Raw genomic sequence first — 20643 nt, forward strand, 5'->3', positions numbered from 1 at the left:
TCAGACGGAGGCAATCAAGCGGCCTCCGCCGCGACCGGCCCGAACACTCCGGCGCGCGCGTGATCCTGAGCGACACGCGGCGCGCCCGCAAGCGGCAGGCGCAACGCCCGCCGCCGCATCACCTTTAGCGAAGCCATCATGAATATCGTCACCCTCAAGCCGTCGAAAGAAAAATCCCTGCTGCGCCGCCATCCCTGGGTCTACGCGAACGCGATCGACCGCGTCGAAGGCAAGCCCGCGTCCGGCGCCACGGTGATCGTGCGCGCCCACGACGGCCGCTTCCTCGCGCGCGCCGCCTACAGCCCGCATTCGCAGATCCGCGCGCGCGTCTGGAGCTTCGACGAAAGCGAACCCATCGACCACGCGTTCTTCAAGCGCCGCGTGCAGCGCGCGCTCGCCCATCGTCAGGCGATGGTGCGCGACACCGGCGCCGTGCGTCTGATCTTCGGCGAGGCGGACGGTCTGCCCGGCCTGATCGTCGACTGGTACACCGAGGACGTCGCGCAGAACCCGCGCGGCCAGCTCGTCTGCCAGTTCATGGCGGCGGGCGTCGAGGCGTGGAAGGAGGCGATCGTCAACGCGCTGACCTCGGCGACCGGCTGCCCGAACGTCTACGAGCGCTCGGACGTCTCGATCCGCGACAAGGAAGGGCTCGAACAGATCACCGGCCTGCTCGCCGGCGACGAACCGCCCGAAACGATCATCGCGAACGAAAACGGCGTGCGTTATCACGTCGACGTGCGCAACGGCCACAAGACCGGTTTCTATGTCGATCAGCGCGACAACCGCGCGCTCGTGCAGACCTGTGCGCAAGACCGCGACGTGCTCAACTGCTTCTGCTACACGGGCGGCTTCTCGCTCGCGGCGATGAAGGGCGGCGCGAAACGCGTGGTGTCGATCGACTCGTCGGGCGAGGCGCTGAACACCGCGCAGAAGAACGTGCAGGCCAACGGCTTCGACGCCGGGCGCGCCACCTGGCTCGACGCCGACGCGTTCAAGACGCTGCGCCGGCTGCACGAAGAAGGCGAGCGCTTCGACCTCGTGGTGCTCGATCCGCCCAAGTTCGCGGCGTCGCGCGAGCACGTGGACCGCGCCGCGCGTGCCTACAAGGACATCAATCTGACCGGTTTCAAGCTGCTGCGCCCGGGCGGCCTGCTGTTCACGTATTCGTGCTCGGGCGCGATCGACGCGGAGCTGTTCCAGAAGATCGTCGCGGGCGCGGCCGCCGACGCGAAGGTCGATGCGCGCATCATCAAGCGCCTCGGCGCGGGCGTCGATCATCCGCTGCTCACGGCGTTCCCGGAAGGCGAGTATCTGAAGGGCCTGCTGTTGCAAATCGCCTGAGGCGGCCTTATCTGCGACTGGGTTCGCGAGCGGCGCTGTTCATCGCTATGCACTCGAAGTCGGGATGCGAAGCGCGGATTCGACCCCGAATCGCCTTCGCGTGTCCATTGAATCGAAGCCGTGCCAGCGCCCTCGCCGCAGATATGTTTCAATAGCTGGTTATGTTGTAACACCGCGAGATTCCGGCACGCGGGCGCTTGCGCCGCGCCGCCCATACGAGACACTTACCAGGCAAAGAGCATGGCAAACAGCATGATTCCCGTCACCATCCTGACCGGCTTCCTCGGCAGCGGCAAGACCACGCTGCTCAAGCGCATCCTCGGCGAAAACCACGGCATGAAGATCGCCGTGATCGAGAACGAATTCGGCGAAGAGAATATCGACAACGAAATTCTCGTGCAGGACAGCAACGAGCAGATCATCCAGATGAGCAACGGCTGCATCTGCTGCACGATCCGCGGCGACCTCTCGCGCGTGCTCGCCGACCTCGCGCAGCAAAAGCGCGACGGCAAGCTCGACTTCGAGCGCGTCGTGATCGAGACCACGGGCCTTGCGAATCCGGGTCCGGTCGCGCAGACCTTCTTCATGGATAACGAGATCGCCGACGAATTCCTGCTCGACGCGATCATCACGCTGGTCGACGCCAAGCACGGCAACAAGCAGCTCGACGAGCACGAAGTGGTGCAGCGCCAGGTCGGTTTCGCCGACCGCCTGTTCATCACGAAGGCCGACCTCGTCGACGCGAAGGAAGTCGCCGACCTGCGTCACCGCGTGCTGCACATGAACCCGAAGGCGCAGGTGCGCGAGGTGAATTTCGGCGAAGCGGACATCAAGGAAGTGTTCGATCTGCGCGGCTTCAACCTGAACGCCAAGCTCGAAATCGATCCCGACTTCCTCGCCGAAGACGAGCACGACCACGCGCACGATCATCACGATCACGGCCATGAACACGGCCACGGTCACGATCACGGCGACCACGCCGATTGCGATCACGACCACGGCAAGTGCACGCACGAAGGCCACGACCACGGCCATCACCACCACCATGCGCACCACGACGACAAGATCAAGTCGTTCGTCTACCGCAGCGACAAGCCGTTCGATCCGAACCGCCTCGAGGACTTCCTCGGCGGCATCCTGCAGATCTACGGCGAGCGCCTGCTGCGCTACAAGGGCGTGCTCTACATGAAGGGCGTGGACCGCAAGGTGGTGTTCCAGGGCGTGCACCAGATGATGGGCAGCGACCTCGCGGCCAAGTGGCTGCCGGTCGAGAAGAAGACCAGCAAGATGGTGTTCATCGGCATCGAACTGCCGCAGGACCTGATCACCGACGGCCTCGACGCCTGCCTCGTGAAGTAAGCGACGCGCGCTGAATGCGACGCCCGGCTTCGCGCCGGGCGTTTTTGTTTGTGCGCGCCACGATCGTCTGGCGAACGAAGGCCTGACAGCGCGCGAGTTCACGGCCGGCGCCAGCGAAAACCCGCTCGCAAGTGCGCCTAACGCGCCTCCTGGCGGCCTCAAAAGCGCCTTTCCGGCGCCGATTCACGCATCGAGCGTCAAATAACGTACCCGACCATCGCTTTTTCACGATTGGCGCGTTATATTTTCTGGATATCGACCGGCAGACGAATGCCGCCGACGCAGGGATTTCCCGCTTGCGGCGCGAGTTTGCGGTTCGGTTACAATACGGCCCCACTGGAAGACAGGGCGCCCGCCGGAAATAGCTCGATAAGCTATCCGGAAAAAACGCGCATCCCCGGCCGCGCATCGCGTCGCAGCGCGCAGCCGGTACGAAATATGCCTCAGGAGCATCTGAAGAACGGTTTCCAGAGGAGTTCGGCCCCGCAGCGGCGCTCAGGCGTCACCGACAATGCACCGTCGTGCCCGCCAGCGCGCAGTTTGACGCGCGAGCAGCGCGCGCCAAACGTGGTCAAAGCCACTGCGGGCAACACCCAAGTGCAGGCAAGATGTGCCAGTTTTGCCTCACTCATTGAAGAAGCAAGCCAGATGACGACGAAACGACTCTTGACCGAAGCCGAAATCCTGAAGATGAGCGACAAGGATTACATGAACGAGGATCAGCTCGCCTTCTTCAAGAACCGGCTCGAACAGCTGCAGGCGGAAATCCTCCGCAATGCGGGCCAGACCACCGAGAATCTGCGCGAAACCGTGATCGTTCCCGATCCGGCCGACCGCGCGACGATCGAAGAAGAGCACGCGCTCGAACTGCGCACGCGCGACCGCGAGCGCAAGCTGCTGAAGAAGGTGCAGCAGTCGCTCGCGCGCATCGACTCCGGCGACTACGGCTGGTGCGAGGAAACGGGCGAGCCGATCGGCATCCCGCGTATGCTCGCGCGCCCGACCGCCACGCTCTCGCTCGAAGCGCAAGAGCGCCGCGAACTGCGCCAGAAGCTGTTCGGCGACTGATTGGCCGCCGGCGGCGCCGCGCGGCGCGTGCCGGATCGACTGCCTTCTTTCGAAGCGCACGGAGTCCCGTGCGCTTTTTCATTTGCGTTTCGCTTCCTTCCCGCCTGCGCTTTCCCGTTCCCTCCCTCATTGCTTCGCGCCTCGCGAACGACCTGAGCGCCACGCCGGATCGCATGCCGACACGGCTTTTCTGCGCTGTCAGACCTTGAACTGCCCGCTGCCGCCCTAAACTTCTACCGACACGCCCGCTCGCGCGCCTCGCGCCGCGTACGGCGCGTCACCGGATCCGCAAGCGCGGCGCACATGCCGCCGCGCGAAGTCCACGCAACACGCTGGCATCAACGGTAAAAAGGAACGCACATGGAGCAATATCACGGCACGACCATCGTATCGGTGCGACGCGGCGACAAGGTCGCCCTCGGCGGCGACGGTCAGGTCACCCTCGGCAACATCGTCATGAAGGGTGGCGCGAAGAAGGTGCGGCGCATCTACGGAGGCAAGGTCATGGTCGGCTTCGCCGGCGGCACCGCCGACGCGTTCTCGCTGCTCGACCGCTTCGAAGCCAAGCTCGAAAAGCATCAAGGCAATCTCACCCGCGCGGCCGTCGAGCTCGCGAAGGACTGGCGCACCGACCGCATGCTGCGTCGTCTCGAAGCGATGCTGATCGCCGCCGACGCCAGCACCACGCTCGTCATCACCGGCAACGGCGACGTGCTCGATCCCGAAGAAGGCATCTGCGCCATCGGTTCGGGCGGTGCGTATGCGCAGGCCGCGGCCCGCGCGCTCATGCAGAACACCGACCTCTCGCCGCGCGAGATCGTCGAAAAGTCGCTCGAAATCGCCGGCGACATGTGTATCTATACGAATCACAACCGCGTGATCGAGACGATCGAGTAAGCGTACCCAGACCGAACCGACGAGAAGGAATCAGGATGAGCACCATGACCCCCGCCGAGATCGTCTCGGAACTCGACAAGCACATCATCGGCCAGGCGAAAGCGAAGAAGGCCGTGGCCGTCGCGCTGCGCAACCGCTGGCGCCGCCAGCAGGTCGCCGACCCGCTGCGCCAGGAAATCACGCCGAAGAACATTCTCATGATCGGGCCGACGGGCGTCGGCAAGACCGAAATCGCGCGCCGTCTGGCGAAGCTCGCCGACGCGCCCTTCATCAAGATCGAAGCCACCAAGTTCACCGAAGTGGGCTACGTGGGCCGCGACGTCGACAGCATCGTGCGCGACCTGATCGAAATCGCCGTGAAGCAGACGCGCGAAACGGAAATGCGCAAGGTGCGCAGCAAGGCCACCGATCAGGCCGAAGACCGCATTCTCGACATCCTGCTGCCGAGCGCGCGCCCGGTCGGCTTCGGTTCGTCGGATGCGTCGGCGTCGGCGCCGGCCGACGGCGGCGACAACGCCACGCGCCAGACCTTCCGCAAGCGCCTGCGCGAAGGCCAGCTCGACGACAAGGAAATCGAACTCGACGTCGAGATGCCGCAAGCGGGCATGGACATCATGGGGCCGCCGGGCATGGAAGACATGACCGAGCAGATCCGTTCGATGTTCGCCAACCTCGGCGGCGGCAAGAAAACGCGCCGCAAGGTGAAGGTCAAGGAAGCGCTCAAGCTGATCACCGACGAAGAAGCGGCCAAGATGCTCAACGACGAAGAGGTCAAGCAGAAGGCCGTGCAGAACGTCGAGCAGAACGGCATCGTGTTCCTCGACGAAATCGACAAGATCGCCTCGCGCAACAACGAAGGCAGCGGTGGCGGCGAAGTCTCGCGCCAGGGCGTGCAGCGCGATCTGCTGCCGCTCGTGGAAGGCACCACCATCAACACGAAGTACGGGATGATCAAGACCGATCACATCCTGTTCATCGCGAGCGGTGCGTTCCATCTGTCGAAGCCGAGCGATTTGATCCCCGAATTGCAGGGCCGTTTCCCGATTCGCGTGGAACTGGAATCGCTGTCCGTGAAGGACTTCGAAGCGATTCTCGTCTCGACCGACGCCAGCCTCGTGAAGCAGTATCAGGCGCTGCTCGCGACCGAAGACGTGCAGCTCGACTTCGCGGAAGACGGCATTCGCCGCCTCGCGGAAATCGCCTACTCGGTCAACGAGAAGACCGAAAACATCGGCGCGCGCCGCCTCTATACGGTCATCGAAAAGCTGCTGGAAGACGTGTCGTTCGCGGCCGGCAACCACGCGGGCCAGAGCGTGACGGTGGACGCCGCCTACGTCGACAAGGCGCTCGGCGAAGTGGCGCAGGACGAAGATCTGTCGCGCTACGTGCTCTGACCTTCAAGCGTCTCGCCAACGAAAAAAGCCCTGCGATGCAGGGCTTTTTTCATGGCTGCGCCGTGACGCTTACTGCTTGACCGGGCGCTTCGCGAGCTTGCGTTGCAGCGTGCGGCGGTGCATGTTGAGCGCGCGCGCCGTGGCGGAGATGTTGCCGCCGTGCTCGGCCAGCACGCGCTGGATGTGCTCCCATTCGAGGCGCGCAACCGACAGCGGCGTGGGATGCTCGATGGCCGCTTCGGCTTGCAGCGCGCTCGCGTCGCTTTGCAGTGCCGAGAGAATCATTTCGACGTTCGCGGGCTTGGCCAGATAGTTGTCCGCGCCGTCTTTCACCGCCTGCACCGCCGTGGCGATGCTCGCGTAACCCGTGAGCACCAGCATGCGTGCGTCGGGCTGCAGGTCGCGCAGCGGCGCGATCAGCGACAGGCCCGAGTCGTTGCCCAGATGCAGGTCGACGGTGATTTGCGCAAACTTCTGCTGGTTGGCGAAACGCACCGCCTCGTCGGCGTTGTGCGCCTGCTGGACCTGATAACCGCGTCGCGTGAGACCGCGCGTCAGGATGTCGGAGAAGACTTCGTCGTCGTCGATCACCAGAAAATTCATATCGCTCATGCCACTTTCTCCGTGTTGTTTAGGCCGCGTCGGGCCGGGCCGGCCCCTCGCCTGATTCAATATCCGGACCCTTGGCCGCCGCGCCATCGCGCGAGCCCGCAACCTGGTCCGTCTCGCCCGGCGATGCCGGCGCCTGTGCCGGGCCGCCCGTTTTCACAGGCACCCGCAGCACCGCACGCGTGCCGCGCGCCTTGCGCGCGCGCGTGCCGCCGCCCACCGCGGCCGCAGCACTCGCTGCGACTCCTCCACTGCTCCCTTCGGACGCGCCGCCCTCGGACGCCGCGCCCGCCGTCGTCGCGTCGGTCAGTTCGATCGAACCGCCCAGCCGCGCCGCCGACGAAAACGCCAGATAGAGCCCGACGCCGTGACCGCCCTGTGTGCTGTCAACGGGCGCGGCGCCCAGCGAGGCGCGCAGTGAAGCCGGAATGCCCGGCCCCGCGTCGCAGACTTCAAAATCGATAAAGTCGTTCAGGCGCGGCGACGGATACGCGCGCAGCGAAACGAAGTCGCGGCTCGCGCGCGCGGCGTTGTCGAGCAGAATGGTGAGGATCTGGCCGACCGCAACGGTGTCGTCGAGGCTCAGGTCGGCGGGCGGTTCGCCCTGCAGCTCGAACTTCACGTGCGGATGGCGCAGCCGCCATTGCTCGACGAACGGCCCGAGCCATTCGCCCACGAACTGACGGCTGCCCGCCGACGAGGCGCGGCTGCGCAGGCGCGCGAGCGCCGAGGTACAGAGCGTGATCTGCTTGTCGAGCAGTTCGAGGTCGGCGCCGTAGGGCGCGAGGCCCTGGTCGGTGCGCGCGATGTCGCGCAGCTCTTCGGTCAGCATGGAAATGGTGGAGAGCGGCGTGCCGATCTCGTGCGCGACCGTGGCCGCCTGCACGCCGAGCGCGACCGCGCGTTCGTCGCGCAGGAGACGCTGCTGCGCGTCGGCGAGCGCGTATTCGCGCTGGCGCAACGCGCGCGACATCCGCGCGACGAACCAGACGATGAGCGCCACGCTCACCATGAAGTTCACCCACGTGCCGGCGCGGTAGTAATCGAACAGGTTCGACGGGTTGTCGAGATTGAGGGGAACGTTGTCGAAGCCGAGCAGCACGTAGCAGGCGACCGCGAAGCACGCGAGCCACGCCGTGAGATACCAGGGCAGCACGGCCGCCGCGATGGCGAGCGAAGGCAGATAGAGCGAGACGAACGGATTGGTCGTGCCGCCCGACAGAAACAGCAGCGCCGAGAGCGCGCCGAGGTCGACCCAGATCTGGCCGAACAGTTCGAGATTGGATTCGGGACGATCCTGCGTGACGCGCAGCCAGGTGACGCCGTTGAACGCCACTTCGAGGGCGATCACGAACAGCATGGCAGGCAGCGGCAATTGCACGCCGAAGAAAAATTGCACGAACGCAATCGTGCAGAGCTGGCCGATGATGGCGAGACTGCGCAGCCAGAACAGATGGCTGAGATTGACGCGAGCACTGACGGTTATTCGATGCATGCTGTCAGTTTACCTGTTCGTACTTGTCCGATTCCTTAACCTGAGCAGCTTTGTTTGAATATTGCTCATAGTCGAATCTGCTCGAAATAGATTTGCCTGAAGCCGCGTTAATCATCTAAGGCCAATAAAACATGCAAACGGATACTCACGATCCGCTTCAGCCGGTAAGGAATCTCTTCCTCGATTTCGTCGATGCCGCCGTGCGGGCGGACCCGGAACAGACGGCTTCCAGAGAAGCCATTGCACTGCTAACCAATACGCGCGCCACGCTGCTCGCGCTCGGCGACGACGCGCTGGTCGGCATCGCCGCCGAGGTGAAGGATCCCGCCAAAGCCCACGCCGCGCTGCGGATTGCGCTGGCCGCGGCCCGTCTCGCACCCGCTCGCGCGGCGGCGCAGTTCGCCGCCGGACTGGCCCTGCAATTCGCGAATCGTCATGCCGATGCCGTCGAACCATACCGCCGCGCGCTTGCAATCGACCAAACGTTTCCAAATCTTCGCAACAATCTTGCAATCTCTTTGATGCTTATCAATTCTGAGAGAAGCGAGATCGATTGGCTTCTCGAAGAAGCCGTTGCGGCCGATCCGAACGACAGTCGGGCATGGGTCAACCTCGCGTTGCTGCGTCCGACCGACATCGATCTTGCGCGACCTCATGACGCAGCCCGGCGGGCCGTCGCGCTCGCGCCGCACGACCCGCTCGCGCTCAACAACTACGCGATGGTGTGCAAGGAAGCGCAAGACTGGGACGAAGCGGAACGCATGGCGCGCGCCGCCTGCGAGTATGCGCCCAACGGGGCTTCGTCGCGTTTCAATCTGGCGATTCTGCGGCTCGTGCGCGGCGGGTATGCCGAAGGCTGGGCCGGACACGAACTGCGCTGGCAAGGTTCGCGCGAACTCGCGGCGGGACGGCCCGCGTTTCCGAAACCGCAATGGCGCGGCGAACCGCTCGCCGGGCGCACGCTGCTGCTGTGGGGCGAACAGGGCATGGGCGACCTGCTGCAATTCGCCCGCTACGTGCCGATGCTCGCCGAACGCGTGCATCGCGAAGGCGGCAAACTGGTCTGGAATTCGTTTCCGCAGATGGGCGCGCTGCTCTCGCGCAGCCTCGGCGCCCACTGCGATCTCTATTGCGCGGGCGGTCCGGTCGAAGCGCTGCCGCCGTATGACTGCGAGGTGTCGCTGCTGAGCCTGCCGTTCCTCTTCGAGACGCGCGACGACACCATTCCCGGCCCCGCCGCCTATCTCGCGCCCGATCCGGCGCGCGCCGCTTACTGGCGCAAGCGGCTCGCCGACGATGCCGGCGAGCGCCGCCTGAAAGTCGGCCTCGCCTGGACCGGCAGCCTCACGCATCAACGCAATCCGTTCCGGCGCGTCGGGCTGGAGCGCTTCGCGCAGGCGTTCGCGGGCATGCACGCCGACGTGGCGTTCTACTCGCTGCAGCCGGGCGCGCAAGCCGATGTCGACGCGGCGCGCGCGGCGGGCTTCGAGATCGCCGATTACAGCGCCGAATGGCCGGACTTCGACGACACCGCCGCCTTCGTCGACGGACTCGATCTGGTGATTTCGGTGTGTACGTCGGCGGCGCATCTGGCGGGCGCGCTCGGCAAGCGCGCGTGGCTGCTGCTCGACGTGAATCCGCATTGGGTCTGGCAGCTCGATCGCCGTGACAGCCCGTGGTATCCGAACACCACGCTGTATCGGCAGAAGCAGTTCCGCGACTGGCAGCCCGTGCTCGACGCCGTCAGCGCCGATCTGGCCGGGCTCGCGCGAGCGCATCGCGAGGCGCTCGCTTAGGCCGGGGTCCATTCAGAGGCTCGATTTGGCCCGGTTCGACGAGCCGGCGCACGGCGTCAACGGCCCGGCGAGCTTCCTGACGGCGTCTGCCCCGCGGCGACCGCGGCGGCGAGACATTCGGGACACAGACAGCGGCCGCGCGGATCGAGCTGGCTCGCGGGCAGCGCGGGCAGCGACTTGCACCAGCAGTCGAACGGCTCGGCGTGGCGGCCGCAGTCGAAGCGGTTGCCGCAGCGCGGACAGCGGACGCTGCGGGTCGTGTCCGAAGAGGTGTCCCGAGTCGCGGACTGCGTGGCGGCGTGGGGCCTGGAGGCGGTCATGGCGCGCTCCTCGTGTGCCGGCGTCGGCGGTAGGGAAATGATGCCACAGCGCGGCGCGCGTCCGGGCAGCCGCGCGGCCCGTTGGTTCCAGACAACGCATCGCGGACTGTCCGCCGCCCATTCCCCACCGCGACATCGCCGCTCAAAGGAATAAATTTCCCGATATCGACGATGAATTAGTGCATTTTCCCAAAATTACGAGCGCGGCTGTAAGCCTGCCACACTGCAACGGCGCCTTCTCTAAAACCCGGTCGCAAACCCTGTTGCGCCGCGCCAGTCCTGTACAATTCGGCCTGTTTGACCCGCACAGACCCGCGCGGCCGGTTTCGCCGGATTCTTCGCGCTTTTCGTCTCGTTTTTGTCCCGTTTTCTGTCCAGTCTCCGCCGCCATGTCCGAGCCTCTCGACCTCACGCAGATCGCGCCCACCCTGAAAGCCGAAATTCTGGCCGAAGCGCTGCCCTACATCCGTCAGTACCACGGTAAGACCGTGGTCATCAAATACGGCGGCAACGCCATGACCGAAGAGCGGCTCAAGCAAGGCTTCGCGCGCGACGTGATCCTGCTGAAGCTCGTGGGCATCAACCCGGTCATCGTGCACGGCGGCGGCCCGCAGATCGACACGGCGCTGAAAAAGATCGGCAAGCAAGGCACCTTCATCCAGGGCATGCGCGTCACGGATGAAGAAACCATGGAAGTCGTCGAGTGGGTGCTCGGCGGCGAGGTGCAGCAGGACATCGTCACGCTGATCAACCATTTCGGCGGCCACGCGGTCGGCCTGACCGGCAAGGACGGCGGCCTGATCCACGCGCGCAAGCTGATGATGCCGGACCGCGACAACCCCGGTCAGTACATCGACATCGGCCAGGTGGGCGAGGTCGAGGCGATCAACCCGGCCGTCGTGAAGGCGCTCCAGGACGACGCGTTCATTCCGGTCATTTCGCCGATCGGCTTCGGCGAAGACGGTCTGTCGTACAACATCAACGCCGACCTCGTGGCGGGCAAGCTCGCGGTCGTGCTCAACGCCGAGAAGCTCGTCATGATGACGAACATCCCCGGCGTGATGGACAAGTCGGGCACTCTACTGACCGATCTTTCGGCGCGCGAGATCGATGCGCTGTTTGAAGACGGCACGATTTCCGGCGGCATGCTGCCGAAGATCTCGTCGGCGCTCGACGCGGCCAAGAGCGGCGTGCGCTCGGTGCACATCATCGACGGCCGCATCGAGCACTCGGTGCTGCTGGAAATCCTGACCGAACAGCCGTTCGGCACGATGATCCGCTCCCACTGACGCCCCCTCTGCGTTGGCGGCGCCTCGCGCGCCGCCAACGCTGTCTCCCCCATGAACGTGAATCGCCCGCAGTCCAGGTCGCCCAGGCGGCGGCCGACGCGCGCCGCACACCGCCCCGTCTGGCTGTTCGACCTCGACAACACGCTGCACGGCGCGTCGCGCGCGGTCTTTCCGGCCATCAACCGCGGCATGACGCAGTACATCATCGACTCGCTGGGCGTGAGCCGCGACGTCGCGAACCATCTGCGCACGAGCTACACGCACCGCTACGGCGCGGCGCTGCTCGGCCTGCTGCGCCACCACGCCATCGATCCGCACGATTTCCTCAAGGTCGTCCACACCTTCGACGATCTGAGCGCCATGCTGCACGCGGAGCGCGGCCTCGCGCGCATCCTGCGCGCGCTGCCCGGCCGCAAGATCGTGCTGACCAACGGTCCGACCGAGTACGCCCACGCGGTGCTCGACGCGCTCGGCATCGAGCGGATCTTCGAGCGCGTGCTGGCCATCGAGCACATGCGCACGCGCGAGCGCTGGCGCGCCAAGCCCGATGCGTCGATGCTGCGCAAGACGCTGCGCGACATCGGCGTGGCCTTCGAGGACGCGATTCTCGTCGAGGACACGCGCGGGCATCTGAAGCGCTACCGCCGCCTCGGCATCCAGACGGTGTGGATCACCGGCCACCTTCCCGCAGCGCTCGCGCGCGGCGGGCGGCCTCACTATGTCGACCATCGCATTCGTTCGCTAAAATCGCTGGGACGCGGACTGCGGACAGGGCAACTGCGGGGCCAATCGCGCAAGCCACCGCGCAGCGTCACCGGCACGTATCGGCACGTAACAGACTGACCGCGAACGCCAACAGCGAACGCCGACCGCGCCGCGCCCGACGGACCACGGGCGCGTCATGCAGCACGCAGCACGCAGCACACGAATCCGGAGCCGGCGCTGACGCCAGCGCGCATCCGGACGCACACCACACCGCAAGATTCGACGGCCCGGCGGACTCGCCGCGGGCCGCGATCCGGACTCAGGGGCGACATTCATGCAGCCGACCGAAACGCGTGACGCAGTCGTAGCAGCAGAATCACCGGACTCAGCCGACGCACCGCCGCGCCGCGCCAGCCGTCCGAAGCCGGGCGAGCGCCGCGTGCACATTCTCCAGACGCTCGCCGCCATGCTGGAAGCGCCGCGCGGCGAGAAGATCACCACCGCCGCGCTCGCCGCGAAGCTGGGCGTCTCCGAAGCGGCGCTGTATCGCCATTTCGCGAGCAAGGCGCAGATGTACGAAGGGCTGATCGACTTCATCGAGCAGACGCTGTTCGCGCTCGTGAACCAGATCGTCGCGAAGGAGCCGAGCGGCGTTTTGCAGGCGCGCGCCATTGCCTTGATGCTGGTCCAGTTTTCGGCGAAAAACGCCGGCATGACGCGCGTGCTGACCTGCGAAGCGCTGGTGGGCGAGCACGAGCGCCTCGCCGAACGCGTGAACCAGATGCTCGACCGCATCGAGGCCACGCTGCGCCAGTGCCTGCGCGTGGGCATCGCCGAACTCGCGGAGAGCGCGTCGGCCAACCCCGGCGCAGGGGCCGCGCCAAAAGGTTACGATCCGGCGGTGCGCGCGAATCTGGTGGTGCGCTACGTGATCGGCTGCTGGCACCGTTACGCGCAAAGCGGCTTCACACGCTCGCCCAGCGAGCACGCCGACGAGCAGATTCGCGTGATTCTTCAGTAGCGCGGCCGCGCCCGCTCTTTCCGCCTGTTTTGCGGCACGTTCGGCGCGTCTTGTCGCCTGTCGCGGCCGTGCGCTTCGTTTCCGCCCGTAAGGAGAAGAACGCATGAACCGTCCCGACACCCGTCCCATTCCTCCCGCCGCCCTGTCCATCCTCGCGGGCCTGTCCGCGCACTGGGGCTGGCTGCTCGCGCGCGGCATCGCCGCCATCGTGTTCGGCGTGCTCGCCTTCATGTGGCCCGGCTTCACCGTCATCACGCTCGCCATCGTCTGGGGCGCCTATGCGATCGTCGACGGCGCGTTCGCGCTGCTCTACGGCGCGCGCGGCGGCGGCACGCGGCGCTGGACCTACGTCGTGGTCGGGCTGATCGGCGTGATCGCGGGTCTCGTGGCGCTCTTCTGGCCCGGCGAGACGGCCATCGTGCTGGTGATGATCATCGGCTTCTGGGCGCTCGCGGTCGGCGTCTTCGAAATCATCTACGCATTCCAGTACCGCCGCGCGATCGCGCATCCGTGGGCGGTCGGCCTCTCGGGCCTGCTCTCCGCCGCCGTGGGCTTCTTCATCGTCATGTTTCCGGGTGCGGGCGCGCTCTCGCTGATCTGGGTGATCGCCGCCTACGCCGTGCTCTACGGCATCCTGATGATCGTCGCCGCCTTCGGGCTGCGGCGCTGGCGCAACACGCATCCGAACGGCGTCTGAGCCTGCGTTGGGGTTGCGCTGGTACAGCGTCGTAAGGGCGGGCGGCATCGCACGCCGCCCGCCCGCGCGCCGCTCCAGCGACAACCCGTCCGCCGCATTGACGCCGGCGTTTTCCGCTATACTCTGCCTTCACTTGCTTCACCCACGCGCCGATTTGCTGACTCGATTGCGGGCGCGTGAACTCCCACGGCATGGGCCCGGAGTTCGATATAAATGCGGCTAAAGAGGTCGTCAGCTGCGCCAACTCCTTCGCACTCCGCGCTCGCCGACACCGTTTAGCCGCCCGAAAAACACAGGCGGAACGAATGGAATCGATCGGCATCGTCGCTCCTCAAACACTGCATTTCGACGAGCCTCTGCAACTGCAGAACGGCACGGCGCTGGCCGGGTACGACCTCGTGGTCGAAACCTACGGCACGCTCAATGCCGCACGCAGCAACGCGGTGCTCGTCTGTCACGCGCTCAATGCGTCGCACCACGTCGCGGGCGTCTACGCGGACAACCCCAAAGACGTCGGCTGGTGGGACAACATGGTCGGGCCGGGCAAGCCGCTCGACACCAACCGCTTCTTCGTGATCGGCGTGAACAATCTGGGCTCGTGCTTCGGCTCGACCGGCCCGATGAGCATCGATCCCGCCACCGGCAAGCCCTGGGGCGCGAAATTTCCCGTCGTGACCGTCGAAGACTGGGTCGACGCGCAGGCGCGCGTGGCCGATCGCTTCGGCATCGAGAAGTTCGCGGCGGTGATGGGCGGCAGCCTCGGCGGCATGCAGGCGCTGGCCTGGAGCCTGCGCTATCCGGACCGCCTCGGCCACTGTCTGGTGATCGCCTCCACGCCCAAGCTCTCCGCGCAGAACATCGCGTTCAACGAAGTGGCGCGCTCGTCGATTCTCTCGGACCCGGACTTCCACGGCGGCGACTACTACGCGCACGACGTGAAGCCGAAGCGCGGCCTGCGCGTCGCGCGCATGATCGGGCACATCACCTATCTCTCCGACGACGACATGGCCGAAAAATTCGGCCGCGCGCTGCGCCGCGCCGAGGGCGCGCAGAACGAGTACAACTTCAACTTCGACGTGGAGTTCGAAGTGGAGTCGTATCTGCGCTACCAGGGCGACAAGTTCGCCGACTACTTCGACGCCAACACCTATCTGCTGATCACGCGCGCGCTCGATTACTTCGATCCCGCCCGCACCTTCGACGGCGACCTGACCCGCGCGCTCGCGCACACGAAAGCGAAATATTTCGTGGCGAGCTTTTCGACCGACTGGCGTTTCGCGCCCGCGCGCTCGCGCGAACTCGTGAAGGCGCTGCTCGATCACAATCGTCAGGTGACCTACGCGGAAATCGACGCGCCGCACGGCCACGACGCCTTCCTGCTCGACGACGCGCGCTATCACAACGTGGTGCGCGCCTATTACGAACGCATTGCTGCTGAGGTGGGCGCATGAACCAGAGCGCTTTCGACAGTCTTTCCGCCCGTCCCGACTTTCGCACCATCGCGCGCTGGATCGAACCGCGCTCGAAGGTGCTCGACCTCGGCTGCGGCGACGGCGCGCTGCTTTCGCTGCTCTCCGAAGAGCTCGAATGCACGGGCTACGGCATCGAGATCAACGACGCGGGCGTGCTCGCCTCGACGAAGAACGGCATCAACGTGATCCAGCAGAATCTGGAAGACGGCTTGCGCCTGTTCGAAGACGCGAGTTTCGATTTCGCGATTCTTTCGCAGACGCTGCAGACGATTCACCAGACCGCCGCGATCCTGCGCGAGACGGCGCGCGTGGGCAAGGAATGCATCGTCTCGTTCCCGAATTTCGGTTACTGGCCGCACCGGCTTTCGGTCCTGCGCGGTCGCATGCCGGTCTCGAAGTCGCTGCCCTACCAATGGCACAACACGCCGAACGTGCGCGTGCTCACGGTGAAGGATTTCGAGGCGCTCGCGCCCGAAGTCGGCATCGAAATTCTCGATCGCGCCGTGCTGCATGGGGGCCAGACCGTGCGTTGGGGTGTGAACTGGCGTGGTAGTCTTGCGGTCTATCGCGTGAAGAAACGCTGACGCCGGGACCGGCGCCGCGCGTTTCTCGCCGAATTCATCTCGATACACACGCGCCGCCGCCCGACGACATGCCGAATCCGCCCCAAGAGGCCACCAAGCAGGACGCACACGAGGCGCGCCACGCGCCCGACGCGCCCGACGCGCCCGACGCGCACGACACGCACGACACGCACGACGTTGGCGCTCACGACGCGCACGACCTGTCGGCTCACGAAGACCATCCGGGCTGGCGCGCGTACCTGAACACGCACATGCTGATCTGCGTGTTTCTGGGCTTCACCTCGGGGCTGCCGCTCTTCACGCTCGTCTATCTGGTGCAGGCGTGGCTGCGCTCCGAGGGCGTCAATCTCAAGGAAATCGGCCTCTTCGCGCTGATCCAGTTTCCCTATACCTGGAAATTCGTCTGGGCGCCGCTGATGGACCGCTACGTGCCGCGTCTGCCGGGCTGGAAGCCCGGACGCCGCCGCGGCTGGATGCTGGTCACGCAGATACTCGTGGCGGGCGCGATCGCCGCGCTCGGTTTCGTCTCCCCGAAAGAGTCGATCTGGACCGTTGCCGCACTCACCGCGCTGGTGGCGTTCTTCGGCGCGAGCCAGGACATTTCGGTCGACGCCTACCGGCGCGAACTGCTCAAGGACACCGAACAGGGTCTGGGCAACGCGGTCCACGTGAACGCGTACAAGATCGCGGCGCTCGTGCCCGGCTCGCTCGCGCTGATCCTCTCCGATCACCTGCCGTGGAGCACGGTGTTCGTCGTCACGGCGGCGTTCATGATTCCCGGCATGATCCTCTCGCTCGTCGTGACGGAGCCGGAGATTCACGGCGCGCCGCCGAAGAATCTGCGCGAAGCCATCGTGCAGCCGTTCGCCGAATTCGTGAACCGCGACGGCCTCGCCGCCGCGCTGTTCGTGCTCGCGTTCATCTTCCTTTACAAGCTCGGCGACACGATGGCGACCACGCTCTCGACGTCGTTCTTTCTCGACATCGGCTATTCGCGCACCGAGATCGGCGTGATCGCCAAGATGACCGCGTTCGGCGCGAGTCTCGCGGGCGGCATTCTCGGCGGCATCGCGCTGGTGAAGATCGGCATCGGGCGCGGCTTGTGGATCTTCGGTTTCCTGCAGATGATTTCGACGCTCGGCTTCGCGTGGCTCGCGCAGCTCGGACCGGGCTCGCCGTCGCTCGCTGCGATCTACGACGTCGTGCTCGCAGTGAGCCACGGCGTCACGCAGATCGCGAGCGTGTTCGGCGCGCACACGCAGCTCACGCTCGATCCGCGCGCGGTGGCGCTCGCGCTCGTCTACGGCTTCGAGACCTTCGCGACCGGCCTCACGCTCGCCGCGTTCACCGCCTATATCGCCAGCACCACCGATCCGCGCTACACCGCCACGCAGTTCGCGCTGTTCACGAGCCTCGCCTCGATTCCGCGCACGCTCGCGTCCGCCGCGAGCGGTTATGTCGTCGCTAAAATTGGCTGGTTCGATTACTTCGTCGTCTGCACGCTGCTCGCCGTACCGGGTATGCTCCTGCTCATTCGTATCGCCCCGTGGAGAAACCGGTCGTGACCCCGCCTCAGCCAGCAGTTTTCGCTTTCCGTTCGACGCGACGCCGTCCGGAGGGAAGCGATGCGGGCGGCGCGGCGGGTCGGCAACGTCCGCGCAAAGGCACGCCCGCTCGTCCGCCGCTTCGCACCGCGTTGCGCGCGCTCGCGCTGACGCTCGCCGCCACGCTGCAGGCGGGTGTCGGCCAGATCGCGCACGCCACGGAAAATCCGGCCGCCAACCCGGCCGGCGCCACGTCCACGCCCGCCACCGAGTCGAGCGCCCCGACGGGCGCCGCGTCCAGCGGCGCATCGGGCAGCGCCGCGCCGAACGCCATCTCCGGCAGTGCGCAAACCGGCGTGCAAAGCAGCGGCCCGAGCACCGGCCGCGTGGTGCGCTTCGGCAATATCGCCGTGTTCCGCAGCCTGATTCCGTCGCCGATGCTCGAAGCCCAGGCCACCGCGGAATACAACGAGATCGTGCGCGGCGCGGCGCATTCGAACCGCCTCTATCCCGATAGCGATCCGCACGTGCAGCGCGTGCGCCAGCTCGTCGACAAGCTCGCGCCCTACGCGCTCAAGTGGAGCGACCGCGTGAAATCGTGGAAGTGGGAAGTGGCCGTGGTGCGCTCGCCCGATATCCGCATGTATTGCCTGCCGGGCGGCAAGATCGTCGTCTACGGCGGCCTGCTCGACCGCGTGAAGCTCAACGACAACGAACTCGGCATGCTGCTCGGCCACGAGATCGCGCATGCGGTGCGCGAGCACGTGCGCGAGCGTCTCGGCGAACAGCAGGCCGCGCAGATCGAATCGGGCGCGGTGCCGCAACTGTTCGGTCTCGCCGATCTCGGCATGTTCCCGCTCGGCATCGGCTCGCGGCTCGTGGAGATGCACTATGGCCGCGCCGACGAAACCGAAGCCGACGTGATCGGCAGCGATATCGCCGCGCGCGCGGGCTTCGATCCGCGCGCCGCGCTCACGCTCTGGGACAAGCTCGCGATGGCCACGCGCGCCGATCGCGATCAGGGCTTCATCTACGTGCATCCGTACACGCCCGCGCGGCGCGCCGACATCGCCAAGCGTCTCGCCGACATGATGCCGCTCTACGCGAAAGCGATCGGCAAGCCGCTCGCGCAGTTGCCCGACTACGAGGGCATGCCGGCCGTGCAAAAGCGCAAGGTGGTGGCGTCGCCCTGAAGCACGGCGCGCGGCGCCGGATCGCGAACGAAGCACGAAAAAAATGGGCGCCCGAGCGCCCATTTTTCTGCCTGCGAATTGCGTGGAATTGCGTGGATCGACCTTACTTCTTCATCTTCCAGTCGTAGTCGATCGTCAGCGGCGCGTGGTCGCTGAACTTGATGTCCTTGAACACCGATACGTCTTTCGCCGTCGCCGCGATGCCCGGCGTGGCGATCTGGTAATCGATACGCCAACCCACGTTCTTCGCGTAAGCCTGGCCGCGGTTGCTCCACCACGTGTACTGCTCGGGGCGCTGATCGATCGTGCGGAACACGTCCACGTAACCGACGTCGTCGAACAGTTGCGTGAGCCACGCGCGCTCTTCGGGCAGGCAGCCGGAATTCTTCTGATTGCCCTTCCAGTTCTTGATGTCGATTTCCTTGTGGACGATGTTCACGTCGCCGCACAGCACCACTTCGCGCTCGCGCTTGAGTTCGGCCAGATGCGGCATGAACGCGTCCATGAAGCGATACTTCGCGGCCTGACGCTCTTCGCCGCTCGAACCCGACGGCACGTACACCGAAATGACCGACAGATTGCCGAAACGCACTTCGACGTAGCGGCCTTCGGCATCGAATTCCTCGCTGCCGAAGCCGATGATCACGTCGTCCGGCTCGTGACGCGTGTAGACGCCCGCGCCGCTATAACCCTTCTTCACCGCGTGCTGGAAGTAGCCCTTGAAGTCGTGCGGCGCGAGGAATTCGGGCGTCATGTCGTCCTGCGAGCACTTGATTTCCTGCACGCAGAGCACGTCGGCTTTCTGGTCGCCGAACCATTCGAAGAAGCCCTTCTTCGCCGCCGAACGGATGCCGTTGAGGTTCGCGGTGATCACACGCAGCATGTTGTGTTTCCTTGTGGTTTGCGTTTCAGGGAGCTCGCGGCGGCGCGGCGCGCGCGAGCGGCGTGAAGCGAGGCGCTCATCGAGTCTTCACTCGAAGCGTCACTCGATCTTCATGCCATTGAGTTCCGGTTTGGCGGGCGGAAATTCGAGCTTGAGTCCGTCCATCAGACGCAGCAGCAGCTCGGCCACCATGACGTTGCGATGCGTTTTCGAGTCGGCGGGAATCACGTACCACGGCGCGTAGTCGGTCGACGTGGCCGCGAGCGCGTCCTGATAGGCAAGCTGATACGCGTCCCACTGCTTGCGCGCTTCGAGGTCGGACACATCGAACTTCCAGTGTTTCGTGGGATCGTCGATCCGCGCCTGGATGCGGCGCTTCTGCTCGTCCTTCGAGATGTGCAGCATGCACTTGATGATGGTCGTGCCGGTCTCGGCAAGCATGCGCTCGAAGTCGCGGATCTGCGCATAGCGGCGCTCGCACTCGGCCGCGTCGATCTGGCCCAGCACGCGCGGCACCAGGACGTCTTCGTAATGGCTGCGGTTGAAGACGGCCAGCTCGCCCGCCCCCGGCACCTGCATATGCACGCGCCAGAGAAAGTCGCGCGACGCCTCGATGGGCGTGGGCGCGCGAAACGCCACGATGCGCAGGCCGAGTGGATCGACTTCGTGGAACACGCCGCGAATCGTGCCGTCCTTGCCGCTCGTGTCCATGCCCTGCAGAACCAGCAGCACGCGGTCGTGACGCTGCGCGTGCAGGCGTTCCTGCTGCACATCGATCTTCTGGCCGACTTCCGTGAGATGGTCGCGGTCGCCGTCCTTGCTGCCGGTGGAAAACGGCTTGGCGGACGGATCGACGTCAGCCAACGCAAACTTGCCGGCTTTCTTGTCGCCGAATAGCGGCACGCGGTAATCGTCGAGACTCGGGGACGGGGACTTCGTCATGCTCTGCTCTCCTCCTGGTTCGGGGTAACCG

The 20643-nt window shown here is 65.6% G+C and carries 18 protein-coding genes and 1 pseudogene; 14 read left to right on the forward strand and 5 right to left on the reverse strand.

The window, feature by feature from the left end:
* The first annotated feature begins 138 nt into the window (after positions 1–138).
* The 5 genes from SB764_RS13750 to hslU all read left to right on the forward strand — a co-directional run bounded on the left by SB764_RS13750 (position 139) and on the right by hslU (position 6062).
* Positions 139–1344, forward strand: coding sequence for a class I SAM-dependent rRNA methyltransferase (locus SB764_RS13750; RefSeq protein WP_065061881.1), 1206 nt, complete (start codon positions 139–141; stop codon positions 1342–1344).
* Between the two features lie 252 nt (positions 1345–1596).
* The gene (locus tag SB764_RS13755; RefSeq protein ID WP_173816885.1) at positions 1597–2703 is read left to right on the forward strand and encodes a CobW family GTP-binding protein; all 1107 of its coding nucleotides are present in this window, start codon (positions 1597–1599) and stop codon (positions 2701–2703) included.
* Between the two features lie 648 nt (positions 2704–3351).
* A complete protein-coding gene (dksA, locus tag SB764_RS13760; RefSeq protein ID WP_065061877.1) occupies positions 3352–3771 on the forward strand; it encodes an RNA polymerase-binding protein DksA in 420 nt (139 codons plus the stop codon).
* Between the two features lie 360 nt (positions 3772–4131).
* Entirely contained in the window at positions 4132–4668 is a 537-nt protein-coding gene (gene hslV, locus SB764_RS13765; protein WP_065061875.1) for an ATP-dependent protease subunit HslV, read from the forward strand.
* Between the two features lie 35 nt (positions 4669–4703).
* Positions 4704–6062, forward strand: coding sequence for an ATP-dependent protease ATPase subunit HslU (gene hslU / locus SB764_RS13770; RefSeq protein WP_065061873.1), 1359 nt, complete (start codon positions 4704–4706; stop codon positions 6060–6062).
* A 69-nt stretch (positions 6063–6131) separates the two neighbouring features.
* Here the strand turns inward: hslU and SB764_RS13775 are convergent, their stop codons facing one another.
* On the reverse strand, positions 6132–6674 hold the full coding sequence (locus SB764_RS13775; RefSeq protein WP_065061871.1) for a response regulator transcription factor: 543 nt from the start codon (positions 6672–6674) through the stop codon (positions 6132–6134).
* 157 nt (positions 6675–6831) lie between these two features.
* Positions 6832–8166: pseudogene (locus tag SB764_RS13780) on the reverse strand (ATP-binding protein); the annotation flags it as partial.
* A gap of 131 nt (positions 8167–8297) precedes the next feature.
* On the opposite strand from SB764_RS13780, the gene SB764_RS13785 reads away from it, so the two are divergent.
* Positions 8298–9962, forward strand: coding sequence for a hypothetical protein (locus tag SB764_RS13785; protein WP_410863801.1), 1665 nt, complete (start codon positions 8298–8300; stop codon positions 9960–9962).
* 56 nt (positions 9963–10018) lie between these two features.
* Here SB764_RS13785 and SB764_RS13790 read toward each other — a convergent pair whose 3' ends face one another.
* Positions 10019–10282 carry a cysteine-rich CWC family protein gene (locus tag SB764_RS13790; RefSeq protein WP_124260916.1) on the reverse strand — a complete coding sequence of 88 codons (264 nt, stop codon included), beginning with the start codon at positions 10280–10282 and terminating at the stop codon, positions 10019–10021.
* Positions 10283–10671: 389 nt separating this feature from the next.
* Between SB764_RS13790 and argB the strand changes: the two genes are divergently transcribed.
* The 8 genes from argB (at position 10672) to SB764_RS13830 (ending at position 18787) form a co-directional block, all read left to right on the forward strand.
* Positions 10672–11571, forward strand: coding sequence for an acetylglutamate kinase (argB, locus tag SB764_RS13795; RefSeq protein ID WP_065061865.1), 900 nt, complete (start codon positions 10672–10674; stop codon positions 11569–11571).
* 51 nt (positions 11572–11622) lie between these two features.
* Positions 11623–12414, forward strand: a complete 792-nt coding sequence (locus SB764_RS13800; protein WP_410863803.1) for a pyrimidine 5'-nucleotidase — start codon at positions 11623–11625, stop codon at positions 12412–12414.
* A 196-nt stretch (positions 12415–12610) separates the two neighbouring features.
* A complete protein-coding gene (gene slmA / locus SB764_RS13805) occupies positions 12611–13297 on the forward strand; it encodes a nucleoid occlusion factor SlmA (RefSeq protein ID WP_410863805.1) in 687 nt (228 codons plus the stop codon).
* 103 nt (positions 13298–13400) lie between these two features.
* Positions 13401–13994, forward strand: a complete 594-nt coding sequence (locus SB764_RS13810; protein ID WP_065061859.1) for an HdeD family acid-resistance protein — start codon at positions 13401–13403, stop codon at positions 13992–13994.
* Between the two features lie 305 nt (positions 13995–14299).
* Positions 14300–15445, forward strand: coding sequence for a homoserine O-succinyltransferase MetX (locus tag SB764_RS13815; RefSeq protein WP_065061857.1), 1146 nt, complete (start codon positions 14300–14302; stop codon positions 15443–15445).
* On the forward strand, positions 15442–16050 hold the full coding sequence (gene metW / locus SB764_RS13820) for a methionine biosynthesis protein MetW (RefSeq protein WP_065061855.1): 609 nt from the start codon (positions 15442–15444) through the stop codon (positions 16048–16050). Before SB764_RS13815 ends, metW begins: the two co-directional genes overlap by 4 nt.
* 68 nt (positions 16051–16118) lie before the next feature.
* Positions 16119–17615: an AmpG family muropeptide MFS transporter gene (locus tag SB764_RS13825; RefSeq protein WP_410863807.1), complete on the forward strand. Its 1497-nt coding sequence runs from the start codon at positions 16119–16121 to the stop codon at positions 17613–17615.
* Positions 17612–18787 carry a M48 family metallopeptidase gene (locus SB764_RS13830; protein ID WP_234774572.1) on the forward strand — a complete coding sequence of 392 codons (1176 nt, stop codon included), beginning with the start codon at positions 17612–17614 and terminating at the stop codon, positions 18785–18787. Before SB764_RS13825 ends, SB764_RS13830 begins: the two co-directional genes overlap by 4 nt.
* Positions 18788–18890: 103 nt before the next feature.
* Here SB764_RS13830 and SB764_RS13835 read toward each other — a convergent pair whose 3' ends face one another.
* Both SB764_RS13835 and SB764_RS13840 read right to left on the reverse strand, forming a co-directional pair.
* A complete protein-coding gene (locus SB764_RS13835; RefSeq protein ID WP_065061851.1) occupies positions 18891–19670 on the reverse strand; it encodes an exodeoxyribonuclease III in 780 nt (259 codons plus the stop codon).
* Positions 19671–19769: 99 nt separating this feature from the next.
* Positions 19770–20612 carry a PPK2 family polyphosphate kinase gene (locus tag SB764_RS13840; RefSeq protein WP_074982927.1) on the reverse strand — a complete coding sequence of 281 codons (843 nt, stop codon included), beginning with the start codon at positions 20610–20612 and terminating at the stop codon, positions 19770–19772.
* Positions 20613–20643: the final 31 nt, after the last annotated feature.

This window comes from Paraburkholderia sp. SIMBA_027 (assembly GCF_046535315.1).
GTDB lineage: Bacteria > Pseudomonadota > Gammaproteobacteria > Burkholderiales > Burkholderiaceae > Paraburkholderia > Paraburkholderia tropica.

Excerpts from the sequence above, each read along its gene's own strand:
- hslU (WP_065061873.1), top strand. The coding sequence starts at position 4,704 with ATGAGCACCATGACCCCCGCCGAGATCGTCTCGGAACTCGACAAGCAC.
- hslV (WP_065061875.1), top strand. The coding sequence starts at position 4,132 with ATGGAGCAATATCACGGCACGACCATCGTATCGGTGCGACGCGGCGAC.
- SB764_RS13825 (WP_410863807.1), top strand. The coding sequence starts at position 16,119 with ATGCCGAATCCGCCCCAAGAGGCCACCAAGCAGGACGCACACGAGGCG.
- slmA (WP_410863805.1), top strand. The coding sequence starts at position 12,611 with ATGCAGCCGACCGAAACGCGTGACGCAGTCGTAGCAGCAGAATCACCG.
- SB764_RS13790 (WP_124260916.1), bottom strand. The coding sequence starts at position 10,282 with ATGACCGCCTCCAGGCCCCACGCCGCCACGCAGTCCGCGACTCGGGAC.
- dksA (WP_065061877.1), top strand. The coding sequence starts at position 3,352 with ATGACGACGAAACGACTCTTGACCGAAGCCGAAATCCTGAAGATGAGC.
- SB764_RS13840 (WP_074982927.1), bottom strand. The coding sequence starts at position 20,612 with ATGACGAAGTCCCCGTCCCCGAGTCTCGACGATTACCGCGTGCCGCTA.
- SB764_RS13800 (WP_410863803.1), top strand. The coding sequence starts at position 11,623 with ATGAACGTGAATCGCCCGCAGTCCAGGTCGCCCAGGCGGCGGCCGACG.
- SB764_RS13815 (WP_065061857.1), top strand. The coding sequence starts at position 14,300 with ATGGAATCGATCGGCATCGTCGCTCCTCAAACACTGCATTTCGACGAG.
- SB764_RS13775 (WP_065061871.1), bottom strand. The coding sequence starts at position 6,674 with ATGAGCGATATGAATTTTCTGGTGATCGACGACGACGAAGTCTTCTCC.
- SB764_RS13755 (WP_173816885.1), top strand. The coding sequence starts at position 1,597 with ATGATTCCCGTCACCATCCTGACCGGCTTCCTCGGCAGCGGCAAGACC.
- argB (WP_065061865.1), top strand. The coding sequence starts at position 10,672 with ATGTCCGAGCCTCTCGACCTCACGCAGATCGCGCCCACCCTGAAAGCC.
- metW (WP_065061855.1), top strand. The coding sequence starts at position 15,442 with ATGAACCAGAGCGCTTTCGACAGTCTTTCCGCCCGTCCCGACTTTCGC.
- SB764_RS13810 (WP_065061859.1), top strand. The coding sequence starts at position 13,401 with ATGAACCGTCCCGACACCCGTCCCATTCCTCCCGCCGCCCTGTCCATC.
- SB764_RS13785 (WP_410863801.1), top strand. The coding sequence starts at position 8,298 with ATGCAAACGGATACTCACGATCCGCTTCAGCCGGTAAGGAATCTCTTC.
- SB764_RS13750 (WP_065061881.1), top strand. The coding sequence starts at position 139 with ATGAATATCGTCACCCTCAAGCCGTCGAAAGAAAAATCCCTGCTGCGC.
- SB764_RS13835 (WP_065061851.1), bottom strand. The coding sequence starts at position 19,670 with ATGCTGCGTGTGATCACCGCGAACCTCAACGGCATCCGTTCGGCGGCG.